This window comes from Pseudomonas sp. BF-B-30, from assembly GCF_019956305.1.
GTDB classification, from domain to species: domain Bacteria; phylum Pseudomonadota; class Gammaproteobacteria; order Pseudomonadales; family Pseudomonadaceae; genus Aquipseudomonas; species Aquipseudomonas jessenii.
Genome location: NZ_JAHBDG010000032.1, coordinates 18,811 through 32,443 on the forward strand (window position 1 = coordinate 18,811; position 13,633 = coordinate 32,443).

The window sequence follows — 13,633 nt, forward strand, 5'->3', positions numbered from 1 at the left end:
ACTGCTAAGCTGAATCAAATCTCCGCCATGTTGGCAGTCGAGGAGGTCATATGATTCGTTCGATGCTGTATGCCACTGACCTTGGTCTGTACGCGCCCGTGGTGATGCAGCATGCCCTGGAACTGGCCAGGACCTTCAATGCCAGTTTGTATGTCGTGCATGCGGTTGAACCCATGGGGTTGTTTGCCGAATCGGTGCTGCAAAGTTATCTCGATGAACAGGCGCTGAACGAGTTTCACAGCCAGGGCCTCAATACGGTGATTGCCAGTATCGAGCAGCGGGTGCTCGACAGTTTTCGTGAGGAGTTGGGGGATGAAGGGGAGCACGACCTGGAGCGGATTCAGGCAGTACGGGTGCTGCAGGGCGATCCGTCGCAGGTGATTCTGGACCAGGCGCAGAAACTCTCCGTGGATTTGTTGATCGTAGGTAGTCACAGCCATGGTGCTGGTGCGGAAACGCCTCTGGGGCGAACCGCCGCCCGTGTGTTGCAACTGTCCAAGGTGCCGGTCTATCTGGTGCCGCTGGTGCAACGTCGTCGTCAAGGGGATCTCTAGAACACGAATAATGGCAATTTGATAAAAAAGTTCTAGATTTATTCTTCGAGCCATTAATATAGTTATATACCGTCGCTGATGCCCGTGGCGTCTACCTGCTTTGAGGGATTCATATGAAGCTTCAACAATTGCGCTACATCTGGGAAGTGGCGCACCACGACCTCAACGTTTCCGCTACAGCCCAAAGCCTTTACACCTCTCAACCGGGCATCAGCAAGCAGATCCGTCTGCTGGAAGACGAACTGGGCGTCGAGGTTTTTGCCCGTAGCGGCAAGCACCTGACCCGTGTCACCCCGGCCGGCGAGCGCATCATCACCACCGCTGGCGAGATTCTGCGCAAGGTTGAAAGCATCAAGCAGATCGCCCAGGAGTTCTCCAACGAGAAGAAAGGCACCCTGTCGATTGCCACCACTCATACCCAGGCGCGTTATGCGTTGCCGCCGGTGATCAGCAATTTCATCAAGCAATACCCGGACGTGGCCCTGCACATGCATCAGGGATCGCCGATGCAAATCGCCGAAATGGCCGCTGACGGCACCGTGGATTTCGCCATTGCCACCGAAGCGCTCGAGCTGTTCGGTGATCTGGTGATGATGCCGTGCTACCGCTGGAACCGTTGCGTGGTCGTGCCTCAGGGCCACCCGCTGACCAAACTGTCGAAACTGACCCTCGAAGCACTGGCCGAATACCCGATCGTGACGTACGTGTTCGGTTTTACCGGCCGTTCGAAACTCGACGAAGCCTTCAGCCATCGCGGCCTGACGCCGAAAGTGGTGTTCACCGCCGCCGACGCCGACGTGATCAAGACCTATGTTCGCCTGGGTCTGGGCGTAGGCATCGTGGCCAAAATGGCTGTCGACACCAAGCTCGATAGCGACCTGGTGGTACTCGATGCCAGCGAACTGTTCGAGTCCAGCGTAACCAAGATCGGCTTCCGTCGCGGCACCTTCCTGCGGGGTTTCATGTGCGACTTCATCGAGAAGTTCGCGCCGCACCTGACCCGCGAAGTCATGGCCAAGGCCATTCAGTGCCACAACAAGCAGGAACTGGAAGAGCTGTTCGAAGGCGTCGAACTACCCGTTCACTGATAGCGTTTCCTGCCGGTCAAACCACCTCGGTGACAGCGAACTGTTGCCGAGCGCCCGCCACCATGATCTCCACCTCATCGCCCTCGAACTTGCCCAGCAGGCTTTTGCCCAGCGGTGAGCGCGGGGTGATGACGGTGATCAGTTGCCCCACCAGGTCGACCTTCAGCCCGGCGGCATCGGGAGCCAGAAACAGCCATTGTTCGCGACCCTTTTCGTCCTCCAGCCCGAGCAGCGCGCCCACTTCGATGCCCCGCTGATCGTCATACGGACGCAGGGCGAGGTTCTGGCAGAGGCTCAGTGACTTGCGAATTTCCTCGACCCGCCTGGCTTGCCCGGCCGCGAGATAGGACGCTTCCAGCCCCAGGGTGTCGTACTTGTTCTCGGCGATGTTTTCTTCGTGGGTCGCCGTTTCGTAGGCGGTTTGCGCGGCCCGTTCGGCGATGTCGAGATCGATCCGCAGCTTGTCGATAATCAGTTGGTGGACGGTTTGCTTATTCATGATCAATCGCAGAATTGCAGGACGTTGGCGCGGCTTTTTGCGCTGGGTGCAGTCCGGTCCTGTTGCAGCCAGAACTGACAGTTCGGGATGGCCAGGTTGCGACTGCTGCTGCGTGCCTGATCAAGACGTTGCTGCTGTTCGTTCTTGCGCAGGTTTTCTTCATATTGCTCGAACAGCGGGCTCTGTGGCGGAATGTTCGGCAACGGTTGAGCCGCTGAGGGTGGTTGGGCCAGCTGCTCAACCGCCGCCGCGACCGGGGCGAGTTGCTCGCTGAAAAGCAGGCGCGACGCGAGCCAGCAGGTCAACACAATGGCAATGAACCCGAGCCACATGCCGAGGGCGATACTGCCGGTCAGTTGCAGGGCGCTGAGACTGATCGGGAAGGATCGGCGCGGAGTGGGGCGATGGGGCATGGTTGCCTCTTGGCGAAAGGTCACTGGCGAGTGGCGATTGTCGCATGAAGAATAATCGCCGTCGGCTCTTCTGCACGGGGTAATTTATGCGGACAATCGGCGCCTTTGCCAACGGGAGCCTGGAATGCCTGAAATGAAAACCCGCTGGGATATTTTTTGCACCGTGGTCGACAACTTCGGCGACATCGGCGTGACCTGGCGACTGGCCCGGCAACTGGTGGCCGAACATGGGCTGGCGGTGCGTCTATGGGTCGATGACCTGCGAGCGTTCGAGCGCCTGTGCCCGGAAATCGACATCCACGCTGCGCAGCAGTGGCAGCACGACGTCGAAGTACGCCAATGGCCAGCCGAGTGGCAACCGACCGAAGCCGCCGATGTGGTGATTGCTGCATTTGCCTGCCAATTGCCTGGCGCCTATATGGAGGCCATGGCCGAACGGGAGAAGACGCCGCTGTGGATGAACCTGGATTACCTGAGCGCCGAGGACTGGGTCATCGGCTGCCATGGTTTGCCCTCGGTGAAGTACAAAAACGTGCAGAAGTTCTTCTTCTTCCCAGGATTTAAGAAGGGCACCGGCGGACTGCTGCGTGAGCAAGGGTTGCTGGAGCGGCGTCGGCAATTTCAGCAAAACCCGCAGGCTCAAAGAAAATTCCTGCAAGGTTTGGGTGTTGATCCTGCGCCCAGCGCGCAGCTGATCTCATTGTTTGCCTACGAAAACACCGGGCTGGCCAGTTGGCTCGATGCAATGGCCGGCGATTCTACTGCCACTCATCTGCTGGTGCCGGAAGGGCGGATTCTCGGCGACGTCGAGCGTTGGCTCGGTGTGCAGGGTTTGGCGGCCGGTGCCGTGCATGTGCGTGATGCCTTGACCGTGCAAGTGTTGCCATTCGTCCGGCAGGACCAATACGACCGGTTGCTGTGGTGCTGCGATTTCAATGCCGTGCGCGGCGAAGATTCCTTTGTGCGCGCCCAATGGGCTGGCCGGCCATTTCTCTGGCACATCTACCGGCAGGAAGAAGATATCCACCTGGACAAGCTCGAAGCCTTCCTCGAACTCTATGTAAAGGGGTTATCTGCGCCTGCGCGGGAGGCGATCAGCGGTCTCTGGCGGGCGTGGAACGCCGGTGAAAAAATGGCCGACCACTGGCAATTCACTCGTAAACACTGGCCAGAGCTGGAAAAACACGCCGAGGCGTGGTGTCTGGAGCAGGCCTTGCAGGCCGATCTTGCCACGGCGCTGGTACAGTTTTATGGAAATTGGATATGATACGCGGCCTAGATTTTTGTAAATCCCATCCAAATTCGGATATTCGCAATGAAAACTGGTAAAGAACTGAAACCCGGGACCGTGATTCGTCTCGAAAACGATCCTTGGCTGGTTCAGAAAGCTGAATTCACCAAGTCCGGTCGTAACAGCGCGATCATGAAGACCAAGCTGAAAAACCTGCTGACCGGTTACAAGACCGAGATCGTTTACAGCGCCGACGACAAACTGGACGACGTAATCCTCGACCGCAAAGAAGCGACCCTGTCCTTCATCAGCGGCGACACCTACACGTTCATGGACACCACCGACTACACCATGTACGAGCTGAACGCTGAAGACATCGAAGCCGTTCTGCCTTTCGTTGAAGAAGGCATGACCGATGTTTGCGAAGCGATCTTCTTCGAAGAGCGTCTGGTTTCCGTAGAGCTGCCGACCACTATCGTGCGTCAGGTTGACTACACCGAAGGTTCCGCTCGCGGCGACACTTCCGGCAAGGTGATGAAGCCTGCCAAACTGAAGAACGGTACCGAGCTGTCGGTTGCTGACTTCATCGAAATCGGCGACATGATCGAGATCGATACCCGCGAAGGCGGTTCCTACAAAGGCCGTGCCAAATAAGCACAGCTTCAGGAATGAAAAAGCCCGACCATTGAGTCGGGCTTTTTTTTGCCTTCGATTTCGGGTTCAACCAGAAACCCTGTGGGAGCGAGCTTGCTCGCGATGGCGTCCGACCATTCAACAAAGATGTTGCCTGACAGTCCGCTATCGCGAGCAAGCTCGCTCCCACAGTTTTTATTTCAGGTGTTCCTTGAGCTCTTGCGAAGCCTGCAACATCGCCGAACGTACCGCTGGCACCTGGCTCACCACGTTGAGCAAACCGTAGTCGTGGATCAGGCCGTTGTAGCGAACCGAGGTCACCGGCACACCGGCCTCGTCCAGCTTGCGGGCGTAGGCTTCGCCTTCGTCGCGCAATACGTCGGCCCCGGCGGTCTGCACCAGCGCTGGAGGCAACCCTTTCAACTGGGCGGTGGTCGCGCGCAGTGGGGAGGCGTAGATCTCGTTCCGTTGCTTGGCATCGGTGGTGTAGTTGTCCCAGAACCACTTCATCATGTTTTTGCTGAGGAAGTGCCCCTCGGCAAACTGGTTGTAGGACGCGGTTTCGAAGTTGGCATCAGTCACCGGCCACAACAGCACCTGAAACTTGATCGCCGGTGTGCCCTTGTCCTTGGCCATCAGCGCAACCACAGCCGCCATGTTGCCGCCGACACTGTTGCCGGCTACCGCCAGGCGCTGGCCATCGACGTTGATCTCTTTGCCGTGCTCGGCCACCCATCGGGTTGCGGCGTAAGCCTGGTTGATCGCCACCGGGTAATGCGCTTCCGGCGACGGCGTGTAGTTCACGAATACGGCCGCGGCACCCGAACCCGTCACCAGGTCACGCACCAGCCGCTCGTGGGTCGGGAAGTCCCCCAGCACCCAGCCACCGCCGTGGAAGAACATGAACACCGGCAGCTCGCCCTTGACCTCGGCCGGCCGGACGATGGTCAGGCTGATCGGTTGGCCGTCGACTTGAATGGTCTTCTGGCTGACATCGGCTTTTGGCAGCGTCAGCTTCACCCCGGCCTGCGCGCCCACCAGCACGGCGCGGGCCTCGGCGGGCGTCATTTGCTCCATCGGCTTGCCGGTTCCGGCGTTCAGAACGTCGAGGAACGCCTGGGTGTTGTGTTCAACCCCGGTACCTGCGAACGCGTTGCTGATGGACAAGGCGAGAAGGGTACCGGTCAAGACTTTGCTGAAAGTGTTCATGTTCGTTTCCTGTTCGGGCCTGGGTAGTCAGCGCTTAGACGGTTACGTGCAGACGCACATCAACGTTGCCACGGGTGGCGTTGGAGTACGGGCAGACCTGGTGGGCCGCATCGACCAGTGCTTGTGCATCGGCTTGTTCAAGACCCGGCAGGCTGATGTGCAGGTCGATGTCCAGGCCGAAGCCGCCAGGGATCTGGCCGATGCCGACATGAGCAGTGATCGAAGCGTCGTTCGGGATGCTGCGCTTGGTCTGGCTGGCCACGAATTTCAGGGCACCGATGAAGCAGGCGGAGTAGCCGGCAGCGAACAGTTGCTCTGGGTTGGTGGCTGCGCCGCCGGCACCGCCGAGTTCTTTGGGCGTGGCGAGCTTGACGTCGAGGATGTTGTCGCTGGAAACCGCACGACCGTCACGGCCACCGGTGGAGGTTGCGATTGCGGTGTAGAGAGTTTGCATGGTGAAAGCCTCGTTCAGGGTTTTGTTTGTTTTGCGCTAAATGTTTGCGCGCTAAGTAAGTGCGAAATAAATGTATCGCGCTAATGTTTAGTGCGCAAGATATTTTTTTCAAAGAAATTTGAAAAAAGACGCAAGGCTGTGGGGTGGTTTAGGTTGAAAGTATTGAACTAGAGCTATCGAGGGGGGATTTTTTCAGCAGAGATTTTTTCAGAAGCAGGTGGCGAGCCCGATCTTTCGGTACAGCACAAAACAAATGTGGGAGCGGGCTTGCTCGCGAAGGCGATAGATCAGTCGACTCTTGTGTTGACTGAAACACCGATTTCGCGAGCAAGCCCGCTCCCACAAGGGATTTGTGGTGGTTTGGAGGCTAGAGGCTGTCTTGCAGGTGGCGACGCAACTCCTGCAACTCCGCTTGCAGTTTTTGCAGGCGCTCCAGGGTCATCCCGCTGGCGCCTAGGATGCATTGGGGAATGTCCCGGGCCTTGTCGCGTAACGCTCGGCCCTGTTCGGTGAGTTCGACGATCACCACCCGCTCATCTTCGCGGCTGCGGGTTCGGCTGAGCAGGCCTTCGGCTTCCAGGCGCTTGAGCAGCGGCGTCAACGAGCCAGGATCGGTCAGCAACCGCGTGCTGATTTCACCTACGGTCAAACCGTCCTTTTCCCACAACACCATCATCGCCAGGTATTGCGGGTAGGTCAGGCCCAGCGCTTGCAGCAAGGGTTTGTAGACCTTGGTCATCATCAGCGAAGTGGAATGCAGGGCGAAGCAGGCCTGATTGTCCAGCAGCAGGTTGTCGCAGTTGTCCGGGGTGTTGCGCTCGGTGGTCATGTCGAAGCCTTGATCTGTGATCTGAAGAATCTAGCGGGCGAATCTTTAATGCGCCAGATAATTTTGATCAGTGCCGTTGCAAATGGGTTTGCAGCACCAGATCCCAGGGCGGAATCGGGCTGAAGCGGGTTTTCAGGTACTCCAGCAACAAGCGACTGCGGGAGTTGGGCTGCTGTTCCAGGCGCAAGGCGTAGATGCCGGCGCTTTCCGGTTTCGGCAGACCGCTGGCGCAGAACAGCGGCAGCAACTCACCCCGCAACAAGTATTCGCTGGCCAGCCAGGTCGGCAGGTGCGCGATACCCAGTCCGGCCAATGCGCCGCACACCAGCGCCTCGGCATTGTTGGCGCTCATGCGGATCCGCGCCGGCCGGTGCAAGTGCATTTGCCCGTCGCGCTCGAAACGCCAGGCGAAGGGCGGAGCCAGGCCATCCCAGTCGAGTCCGTCGTGTTCAATCAGCTGTGTTGGCTCGGTCGGCACGCCGCGACGCCGCAAATAATCAGGGCTGGCGCAGGCTATACGCACCATGCTCGCCAGTGGTGTGGCCACCAGCCGGGTATCGGCCAGTTGCCCGGCGCGCAGCACCAGATCGACCTTGCCGAGGTTCAGGCCCTGCATGTCGACGAAGCTGTCGATCAAGTGCAGCTGCACATCGAGCCCGGGGTAGAGCATCAGGAAGTCGGCAATCACCGGTGCCAGGTGCCGGCGACCAAAGGCTGCCGGCGCATCGATACGAATCAGGCCTTCCGGCGCGCTGCTCAGGGACACCGCCTCGGCCCGGGCCAGGCGCAATTCGGCGACGATTCGCCGTGCGCGCTCGGCAAAGGCCAATCCCGCCGGCGTGGCGCGTACCGCATGCGTGCTGCGCAGGAACAGCTGACTGCCGACCGCGCTTTCCAGGCTGTCGATACGCCGTGCCACGGCCGAAGGGGTCAGCGGATGACGGCGCGAGGCGGCGGAAAAACTGCCGGTTTCCAGCACGTCGAGGAACAAGGCCAGTTGGTCGGTCAGTTGATTGGGGTTCATGGCAGGTTTGTGCTTGTGCGAATTTGGCACAGCCATTGTGCGTTGCTATGCGTTTCCGTGCCAGAAGCAACTGCGTAGGATCAAAGGCCTGACGGCAACGGGGAAAATGCTGTGATTGAGTTCTTGATGTATCTGGTGTTCGGCGCTGCGTTGGGCACACTCGGCGGTTTGTTTGGCATCGGCGGCGGCCTGATCGCCATTCCGCTGCTGGGCGTGCTGTTCGGGCTCGATCAGCAGATTGCCCAAGGCACCGCGCTGGTGATGGTGGTGCCGAACGTGATGCTGGCGCTGTGGCGGTATCATCAGCGCAACCGGATCGAACTGCGCCACGCGTTACCGCTGGCCATCATGGGGTTCTGCTTCGCCTGGCTCGGGTCGATCTGGGCGGTGGGCATTGATGCGCAAACCATGCGCATAGGCTTTGTTGCGTTTCTGATCGCACTCTCGGCGTACAACCTCGTTCGCATGTTCGCCGCCAGCGCTCCGCCGGCTTCGCAGATGAACTACTCATGGCCCTGGCTGGGCCTGCTTGGCGCTGCATCCGGCACGATGGGCGGGCTGTTCGGCGTGGGTGGCGCGGTGGTGGCGACACCGGTGCTGACCAGCCTGTTCGGCACGAGCCAAGTGGTTGCGCAGGGGCTGTCGTTGGCGCTGGCCTTGCCGAGTACGGGGGTGACGCTGGTGACTTACGCCGCGCACCATCAGGTCAGTTGGGTGATCGGCTTGCCCTTGGCGGTCGGTGGGCTGATGAGCATCAGTTGGGGCGTGAAGGTTGCCCACGCATTGCCGGAGCGGCTGCTGCGCGGGCTGTTTTGCGGGTTCCTGGTGTTCTGTGCGGTGATGCTCGCCTTCAAAGTTTGAAGCCTTCGATGATGTGCTCGGCCAGGCACTCGGTGATGGGTGACGGGTTATGCAGGTTGCGCACGAGCATGATGCTGGCCTCGGGCAGCAGCGGCAGGTCCTGGGCCTCACCGAGGATGCGCATGTCCGCGGTGATCAGGCTTTCAAGTTGCGCCGTGACGGCCAGGCCGGCGCTGACCACGGCCATGATCGCCGACAGGCTGTCGCTGTTGTACGCCACCCGGTAATCGCGCCCCCGGGCATCCAGGGCATTGCAGGCCCACTGGCGGCAGAAGCAATCACTGTTGAACATCGCCAGTGGCAGCGGCGTCTGCTCGTGGGCGCTGTAGCATTGTGCCTCGGCCCAGACAAAGCGTTCCTTGCGCAACAACTGGCCGATTTCGCTGCCCGGTTCACGGGTCACGATGGACAGGTCGAGGTCCTGGCGCATCAGCAGTTGTTTTGAAGATTCGCAGTGCACTTCTATCTGAATCAGCGGGTAAGACTGGGCAAACCGGCGCAGAATCCCCGGGAGGAACCGCATCACATAATCGTCCGGCGTGCCGATACGCACCGTGCCGACCATGTCGGGCTCACGCAACGTATTGAAGACCTCGCTGTGCAGCTTGAGGATGCGTCGCGCATAGCCGAGCAGCACCTGGCCTTCAGCCGTCAGTCGCACCTGCCGCCCGTCGCGCTGGAACAACTGACGCTGCAGCACATCTTCTTCCAGTCGTTTCATCTGCATGCTGACGGCGGACTGGGTGCGGTTGACCAATTCCCCGGCGCGGGTAAAGCCGCCCTGGTCGGCGATGGCGACGAAGGTGCGCAAGACTTCGGTATCGATACTCGGGTAGGCGGACATCCATCAATCTCCGAGATATGTGACATCAGAAACATTCGTTGGATTGATCTTAGACCCGGCGCGAGACTGGAGCCATCCAAACGGAGGGCAACAAGATGAAAGGTCAGCATGAGTTCCAAGGATCAGAAAAACACTCGATTCACGTGATATCCGATCTGCTGCACAAGGTCGGCCGCTGGTACGAATTGCATCGCGAGCGCGAATTGCTGGCGAGCTTGAGCGACGAAGCACTCAAGGACATCGGCATGAGCCGTGCGGATGTGGAGAACGAGTCGATCAAGCCGTTCTGGAATGACCCGATGCATAAATGATGAATGCCACGCTACACAAACCCCTTACCGGTGAGGTAGGTTGCGAGCAGACAAGGAGGCACCCATGCCCGCAACGTTGTCCTTTACCCTCAAACAGGCTCGGCGTCTGGCGCTGGCCGCCCAAGGGTTCAACGGGCGGTCGCCGCCAGCGGCGATCAAGGCTGTTGCGCTCAATCGCCTGATTGAACGGCTGGGCATTTTGCAGATCGATTCGGTCAATGCATTGGTGCGCTCGCACTACCTTCCGCTGTTTTCCCGCCTCGGTAACTACTCCTCCGATTTGCTCGACCAGGCTGCCTGGAGTCAGGGCCGGCGTCGTACGTTGTTCGAGTATTGGGGGCATGAAGCCTCGTTGTTGCCACTTTCCATGTTCCCGCTGATGCGCTGGCGCATGCAGCGTGCCAGACGTGGCGAGGACATTTATCAGCAGCTGGCGCGCTTCGGTCGTGAGCAACAGGACACAATTCGCCGGGTGCTGGCGTCTGTCGAGGAGCAGGGCGCGCTGGGGGCCGGCAGCCTGTCGACCCGTCAGGAACGGGCCGGCCCCTGGTGGGACTGGAGCGCGGAAAAGCATGCGCTGGAATGGTTGTTCGCTGCCGGTGAAGTGACCGTTGCCGGACGGCGCGGATTCGAAAGGCTCTACGATCTGCCGGAGCGGGTGATTCCCTCGGCGGTGCTTGCGCACCCCGTCCTGAGTGAAGACGAGGCCCAGCGCAGCCTGTTGCGGCATGCGGCAACGGCCTTGGGGGTCGGTACGGAGAAGGATTTGCGTGACTATTTCCGCTTGAACCCTGCGGACAGTCGTCCACGTTTGGCCGAGTTGGTCGAGGCCGGGGAATTGCTGACCTGCGAAGTGCAGGGCTGGCGACAACCGGCCTATTGTCTGCCCGAGCCAAAAGTGCCGCGTAAAGTCGTGGCCAGTGCCTTGCTCTCGCCGTTCGATTCGCTGATCTGGGAACGCAGCCGGACCGAGCGGCTGTTTGATTTCCGCTATCGGCTGGAGATCTACACGCCGCCGGACAAACGGGTGTACGGCTATTACGTCCTGCCGTTTTTGCACAACGAACGGATTGCCGCACGAGTCGATCTGCGCGCCGAACGGGGGGCGGGCCGTTTGGCGGTGCATGCGGTGCATGAGGAGGAGGCGGGGCTGGATGACGAGGGGATGTTGGCGTTGGCGGTCAATCTGCGGCAGATGGCGGATTGGCTGGGGCTGGCACAGATTCAGCTGAATTGCCCGCGGGCGAGTGCGGCGAGGTTGCGGGTGGCACTGGCACAGATTGAGGGTGGCTGAGCTGGCCTCTTCGCGAGCAAGCTCGCTCCCACAGGGGAGCGCGGTCCAATGTGGGAGCGAGCTTGCTCGCGATGGCGGTCTATCAGAGAAGCAAAATCTAGCGCCGAACCTGCTTCAAGGTTTCAGCAATCAAAAACGCCAGCTCCAGCGACTGATCGGCATTCATCCGCGGGTCGCAGTGGGTGTGATAACGATCCGACAAGCCATCCTCGGTGATCGGCCGCGCACCACCGATGCACTCGGTCACGTTCTGCCCGGTCATTTCGATGTGGATACCCCCGGCATAACTGCCTTCGGCTTCGTGTACCTGGAAGAACTGCTTCACCTCGCCAAGGATCTGAGCAAAGTCGCGGGTCTTGTAGCCGCTGCTGGCCTTGATGGTGTTGCCGTGCATCGGGTCCGAACTCCACAGCACCTGCTTGCCTTCGCGCTGGACGGCGCGGATCAGCTGCGGCAAGTGATCGCCGACCTTGTTTGCGCCCATCCGCGCGATCAGGTTCAGGCGACCCGGATCGTTCTGCGGGTTGAGCACGTCGATCAAGCGAATCAGGTCGTCCGGGTTCATGCTCGGGCCGACCTTGACCCCGATCGGGTTGTTCACCCCGCGCAGGAATTCGACGTGGGCGCCGTCCAGCTGACGGGTGCGGTCGCCGATCCACAGCATGTGGGCCGAGCAGTCGTAGTAGTCGTTGGTCAGGCTGTCGCGACGCACGAAGGCTTCTTCGTAGTTCAGCAGCAGCGCTTCGTGGGCGGTGAAGAAACTGGTTTCGCGCAACTGCGGCGAGCTGTCCATGCCGCAGGCGCGCATGAATGCCAGGGTTTCATCGATACGGTCGGCCAAGTGGCTGTACTTTTCCGCCAGCGCCGAGTTGGCAATGAAGTCCAGGTTCCACTTGTGCACCTGGTGCAGATCGGCAAAACCGCCCTGGGCAAATGCACGCAACAGGTTCAGGGTGGCGGTGGACTGGTGATAGGACTGCAGCAGGCGTTCCGGGTCCGGCACGCGGCTTTTTTCGTCGAAACCGATGCCGTTGACGATGTCGCCACGGTAGGCGGGCAAGGTCACGCCATCGATGGTTTCGTCATTGGCCGAACGGGGCTTGGCGAACTGCCCGGCCATGCGTCCGACCTTGACCACCGGACAGCCGGCGGCAAAGGTCATCACGATCGCCATCTGCAACAACACCTTGAAGGTGTCGCGGATTTTCGCCGCGGAGAATTCGGCGAAGCTTTCGGCGCAGTCGCCACCCTGCAACAGAAACGCGCGGCCCTGGGTCACCTCGGCAAACTGACGGCGCAACTCCCGGGCTTCACCGGCAAACACCAGTGGCGGATAGCTGGCCAGGGTCTGCTCGACCTGCTGCAAATGCGCGGCGTCGGGGTATTGGGGTTGTTGCTGGATCGGCAAGGCGCGCCAGCTGTCGGGGCTCCAGGGTTGGCTCATCACGGTCTCTAGTGTTTTCGCTCGGACCTCCATGTTATCAGCAAATTAGTGCGTGACCTGTTCCCGTCGCTTCGCCGACAATCTCGCCTTTGCCGCTCTCTACACGCGGTGTTATTGCGTTGCCGGCCCCGGTGACGATCAGGAGATGAAATGACTGAGGAGCGCGTCGAGCATCTGCTCGCCGAGGTACAGGACGAGTTCGGCGTGATTCGTGTGCTGGAAGTGGCCGATTACCGTTTTCTCGAGTTCGGTGATGCCATCGAGCAAAGCTGCGTGTTCACGGCCGATCCGAGCTGGCTCGAGTATGACTACACCCGGGCGATGCTGATTGGTGCGCTGTGCCACCAGCAACCGGAAAGTGCGCTGTTTCTCGGCCTCGGTGCCGGGACGCTGACCCAGGCCTGCCTCAAGTTCCTGCCGCTGGAAGATGTCGAAGCCATCGAACTACGCCCGGACGTACCGCGCCTGGCTATTGAATATCTGGGGCTGGATGACGATCCGCGCCTGTACATCCGCGTTGGCGATGCGCTGGAACTGCTGGACACCGCTGAGTCGGCCGACCTGATTTTCGTCGACCTTTATACCGATGTCGGTCCGGGTGTCGGTCATCTGGCCTGGAGCTTCCTGGAAAACTGCCAGAAGCGATTGAATCCGGGTGGCTGGCTGGTCATCAATCAGTGGGCGACCGACGATGGCAAACCCCTGGGCGCCGCCTTGTTGCGCGGTTTGTATCACCGACATTACTGGGAGCTGCCGGTGAAGGAGGGCAACGTGATTCTGATCGTGCCGTCGGAGCTGGACCAGGAACTGGACATGGACGGCCTGATCGCCCGCGCCGAAGCGCTGGCGCCGCGGTTGGGGTACTCGCTGGATTCGTTGATCAAGTGCATTCGTCCGGCGACATGATTAATTGATTGTCTGGACGGGCCCCTTCGCGGGCAAGCC

General features: G+C 60.1%; 16 protein-coding genes. 8 read left to right on the forward strand and 8 right to left on the reverse strand.

The annotated features are described in order from the left end of the window. Positions 1 to 50: 50 nt before the first annotated feature. Together KGB29_RS17075 and cysB are read left to right on the forward strand one after the other, a co-directional pair. Entirely contained in the window at positions 51 to 554 is a 504-nt protein-coding gene (locus KGB29_RS17075; protein WP_057713811.1) for a universal stress protein, read from the forward strand. A gap of 113 nt (positions 555 to 667) precedes the next feature. Beyond that, a complete protein-coding gene (gene cysB, locus KGB29_RS17080; RefSeq protein ID WP_015094029.1) occupies positions 668 to 1,642 on the forward strand; it encodes an HTH-type transcriptional regulator CysB in 975 nt (324 codons plus the stop codon). Positions 1,643 to 1,658: 16 nt separating this feature from the next. Here the strand turns inward: cysB and KGB29_RS17085 are convergent, their stop codons facing one another. Both KGB29_RS17085 and KGB29_RS17090 read right to left on the reverse strand, forming a co-directional pair. Continuing rightward, positions 1,659 to 2,141: a GreA/GreB family elongation factor gene (locus KGB29_RS17085; protein ID WP_218543335.1), complete on the reverse strand. Its 483-nt coding sequence runs from the start codon at positions 2,139 to 2,141 to the stop codon at positions 1,659 to 1,661. Positions 2,142 to 2,143: 2 nt separating this feature from the next. Then, positions 2,144 to 2,554, reverse strand: coding sequence for a hypothetical protein (locus tag KGB29_RS17090; RefSeq protein WP_218543338.1), 411 nt, complete (start codon positions 2,552 to 2,554; stop codon positions 2,144 to 2,146). A 124-nt stretch (positions 2,555 to 2,678) separates the two neighbouring features. On the opposite strand from KGB29_RS17090, the gene earP reads away from it, so the two are divergent. Together earP and KGB29_RS17100 are read left to right on the forward strand one after the other, a co-directional pair. After that, the gene (earP, locus tag KGB29_RS17095; RefSeq protein WP_218543340.1) at positions 2,679 to 3,821 is read left to right on the forward strand and encodes an elongation factor P maturation arginine rhamnosyltransferase EarP; all 1,143 of its coding nucleotides are present in this window, start codon (positions 2,679 to 2,681) and stop codon (positions 3,819 to 3,821) included. Between the two features lie 48 nt (positions 3,822 to 3,869). Continuing rightward, complete coding sequence (locus KGB29_RS17100; protein WP_007943632.1) at positions 3,870 to 4,439, forward strand: elongation factor P; 570 nt, start codon at positions 3,870 to 3,872, stop codon at positions 4,437 to 4,439. A 174-nt stretch (positions 4,440 to 4,613) separates the two neighbouring features. Here KGB29_RS17100 and KGB29_RS17105 read toward each other — a convergent pair whose 3' ends face one another. The 4 genes from KGB29_RS17105 to KGB29_RS17120 all read right to left on the reverse strand — a co-directional run bounded on the left by KGB29_RS17105 (position 4,614) and on the right by KGB29_RS17120 (position 7,934). Further along, positions 4,614 to 5,627, reverse strand: a complete 1,014-nt coding sequence (locus KGB29_RS17105) for an alpha/beta hydrolase (protein ID WP_218543342.1) — start codon at positions 5,625 to 5,627, stop codon at positions 4,614 to 4,616. Between the two features lie 34 nt (positions 5,628 to 5,661). Then, positions 5,662 to 6,081 (reverse strand): organic hydroperoxide resistance protein, encoded by a 420-nt coding sequence (locus KGB29_RS17110; RefSeq protein ID WP_046031808.1) that lies wholly within the window; start codon positions 6,079 to 6,081, stop codon positions 5,662 to 5,664. 367 nt (positions 6,082 to 6,448) lie between these two features. Further along, positions 6,449 to 6,910: a MarR family winged helix-turn-helix transcriptional regulator gene (locus KGB29_RS17115; RefSeq protein ID WP_154947041.1), complete on the reverse strand. Its 462-nt coding sequence runs from the start codon at positions 6,908 to 6,910 to the stop codon at positions 6,449 to 6,451. A gap of 67 nt (positions 6,911 to 6,977) precedes the next feature. Next, the gene (locus KGB29_RS17120) at positions 6,978 to 7,934 is read right to left on the reverse strand and encodes a LysR family transcriptional regulator (protein ID WP_218543344.1); all 957 of its coding nucleotides are present in this window, start codon (positions 7,932 to 7,934) and stop codon (positions 6,978 to 6,980) included. Positions 7,935 to 8,045: 111 nt separating this feature from the next. Between KGB29_RS17120 and KGB29_RS17125 the strand changes: the two genes are divergently transcribed. Then, complete coding sequence (locus tag KGB29_RS17125) at positions 8,046 to 8,795, forward strand: sulfite exporter TauE/SafE family protein (RefSeq protein WP_154947039.1); 750 nt, start codon at positions 8,046 to 8,048, stop codon at positions 8,793 to 8,795. On the opposite strand, the gene KGB29_RS17130 is transcribed toward KGB29_RS17125, so the two are convergent. Beyond that, a complete protein-coding gene (locus KGB29_RS17130) occupies positions 8,785 to 9,639 on the reverse strand; it encodes a LysR substrate-binding domain-containing protein (protein WP_057713818.1) in 855 nt (284 codons plus the stop codon). The two genes, KGB29_RS17125 and KGB29_RS17130, sit on opposite strands and share 11 nt — an antisense overlap. A gap of 95 nt (positions 9,640 to 9,734) precedes the next feature. On the opposite strand from KGB29_RS17130, the gene KGB29_RS17135 reads away from it, so the two are divergent. Both KGB29_RS17135 and KGB29_RS17140 read left to right on the forward strand, forming a co-directional pair. After that, entirely contained in the window at positions 9,735 to 9,950 is a 216-nt protein-coding gene (locus KGB29_RS17135) for a DUF1127 domain-containing protein (RefSeq protein WP_008049076.1), read from the forward strand. 64 nt (positions 9,951 to 10,014) lie between these two features. After that, positions 10,015 to 11,244, forward strand: a complete 1,230-nt coding sequence (locus KGB29_RS17140) for a winged helix-turn-helix domain-containing protein (protein WP_218543346.1) — start codon at positions 10,015 to 10,017, stop codon at positions 11,242 to 11,244. Positions 11,245 to 11,341: 97 nt separating this feature from the next. Here KGB29_RS17140 and KGB29_RS17145 read toward each other — a convergent pair whose 3' ends face one another. Then, a complete protein-coding gene (locus KGB29_RS17145) occupies positions 11,342 to 12,688 on the reverse strand; it encodes a class II 3-deoxy-7-phosphoheptulonate synthase (RefSeq protein ID WP_057713820.1) in 1,347 nt (448 codons plus the stop codon). 150 nt (positions 12,689 to 12,838) lie between these two features. Here KGB29_RS17145 and KGB29_RS17150 point away from each other — a divergent pair, with 150 nt between their 5' ends. After that, entirely contained in the window at positions 12,839 to 13,594 is a 756-nt protein-coding gene (locus tag KGB29_RS17150) for a spermidine synthase (RefSeq protein ID WP_057713821.1), read from the forward strand. Positions 13,595 to 13,633: the final 39 nt, after the last annotated feature.

What these genes read in the sequence shown, in the direction of transcription:
- KGB29_RS17140 (WP_218543346.1), top strand. Translation starts at nt 10,015, where the DNA reads ATGCCCGCAACGTTGTCCTTTACCCTCAAACAGGCTCGGCGTCTGGCG.
- KGB29_RS17075 (WP_057713811.1), top strand. Translation starts at nt 51, where the DNA reads ATGATTCGTTCGATGCTGTATGCCACTGACCTTGGTCTGTACGCGCCC.
- KGB29_RS17150 (WP_057713821.1), top strand. Translation starts at nt 12,839, where the DNA reads ATGACTGAGGAGCGCGTCGAGCATCTGCTCGCCGAGGTACAGGACGAG.
- KGB29_RS17110 (WP_046031808.1), bottom strand. Translation starts at nt 6,081, where the DNA reads ATGCAAACTCTCTACACCGCAATCGCAACCTCCACCGGTGGCCGTGAC.
- KGB29_RS17135 (WP_008049076.1), top strand. Translation starts at nt 9,735, where the DNA reads ATGAAAGGTCAGCATGAGTTCCAAGGATCAGAAAAACACTCGATTCAC.
- KGB29_RS17130 (WP_057713818.1), bottom strand. Translation starts at nt 9,639, where the DNA reads ATGTCCGCCTACCCGAGTATCGATACCGAAGTCTTGCGCACCTTCGTC.
- KGB29_RS17090 (WP_218543338.1), bottom strand. Translation starts at nt 2,554, where the DNA reads ATGCCCCATCGCCCCACTCCGCGCCGATCCTTCCCGATCAGTCTCAGC.
- KGB29_RS17115 (WP_154947041.1), bottom strand. Translation starts at nt 6,910, where the DNA reads ATGACCACCGAGCGCAACACCCCGGACAACTGCGACAACCTGCTGCTG.
- KGB29_RS17105 (WP_218543342.1), bottom strand. Translation starts at nt 5,627, where the DNA reads ATGAACACTTTCAGCAAAGTCTTGACCGGTACCCTTCTCGCCTTGTCC.
- cysB (WP_015094029.1), top strand. Translation starts at nt 668, where the DNA reads ATGAAGCTTCAACAATTGCGCTACATCTGGGAAGTGGCGCACCACGAC.
- earP (WP_218543340.1), top strand. Translation starts at nt 2,679, where the DNA reads ATGCCTGAAATGAAAACCCGCTGGGATATTTTTTGCACCGTGGTCGAC.
- KGB29_RS17100 (WP_007943632.1), top strand. Translation starts at nt 3,870, where the DNA reads ATGAAAACTGGTAAAGAACTGAAACCCGGGACCGTGATTCGTCTCGAA.
- KGB29_RS17145 (WP_057713820.1), bottom strand. Translation starts at nt 12,688, where the DNA reads ATGAGCCAACCCTGGAGCCCCGACAGCTGGCGCGCCTTGCCGATCCAG.
- KGB29_RS17085 (WP_218543335.1), bottom strand. Translation starts at nt 2,141, where the DNA reads ATGAATAAGCAAACCGTCCACCAACTGATTATCGACAAGCTGCGGATC.
- KGB29_RS17120 (WP_218543344.1), bottom strand. Translation starts at nt 7,934, where the DNA reads ATGAACCCCAATCAACTGACCGACCAACTGGCCTTGTTCCTCGACGTG.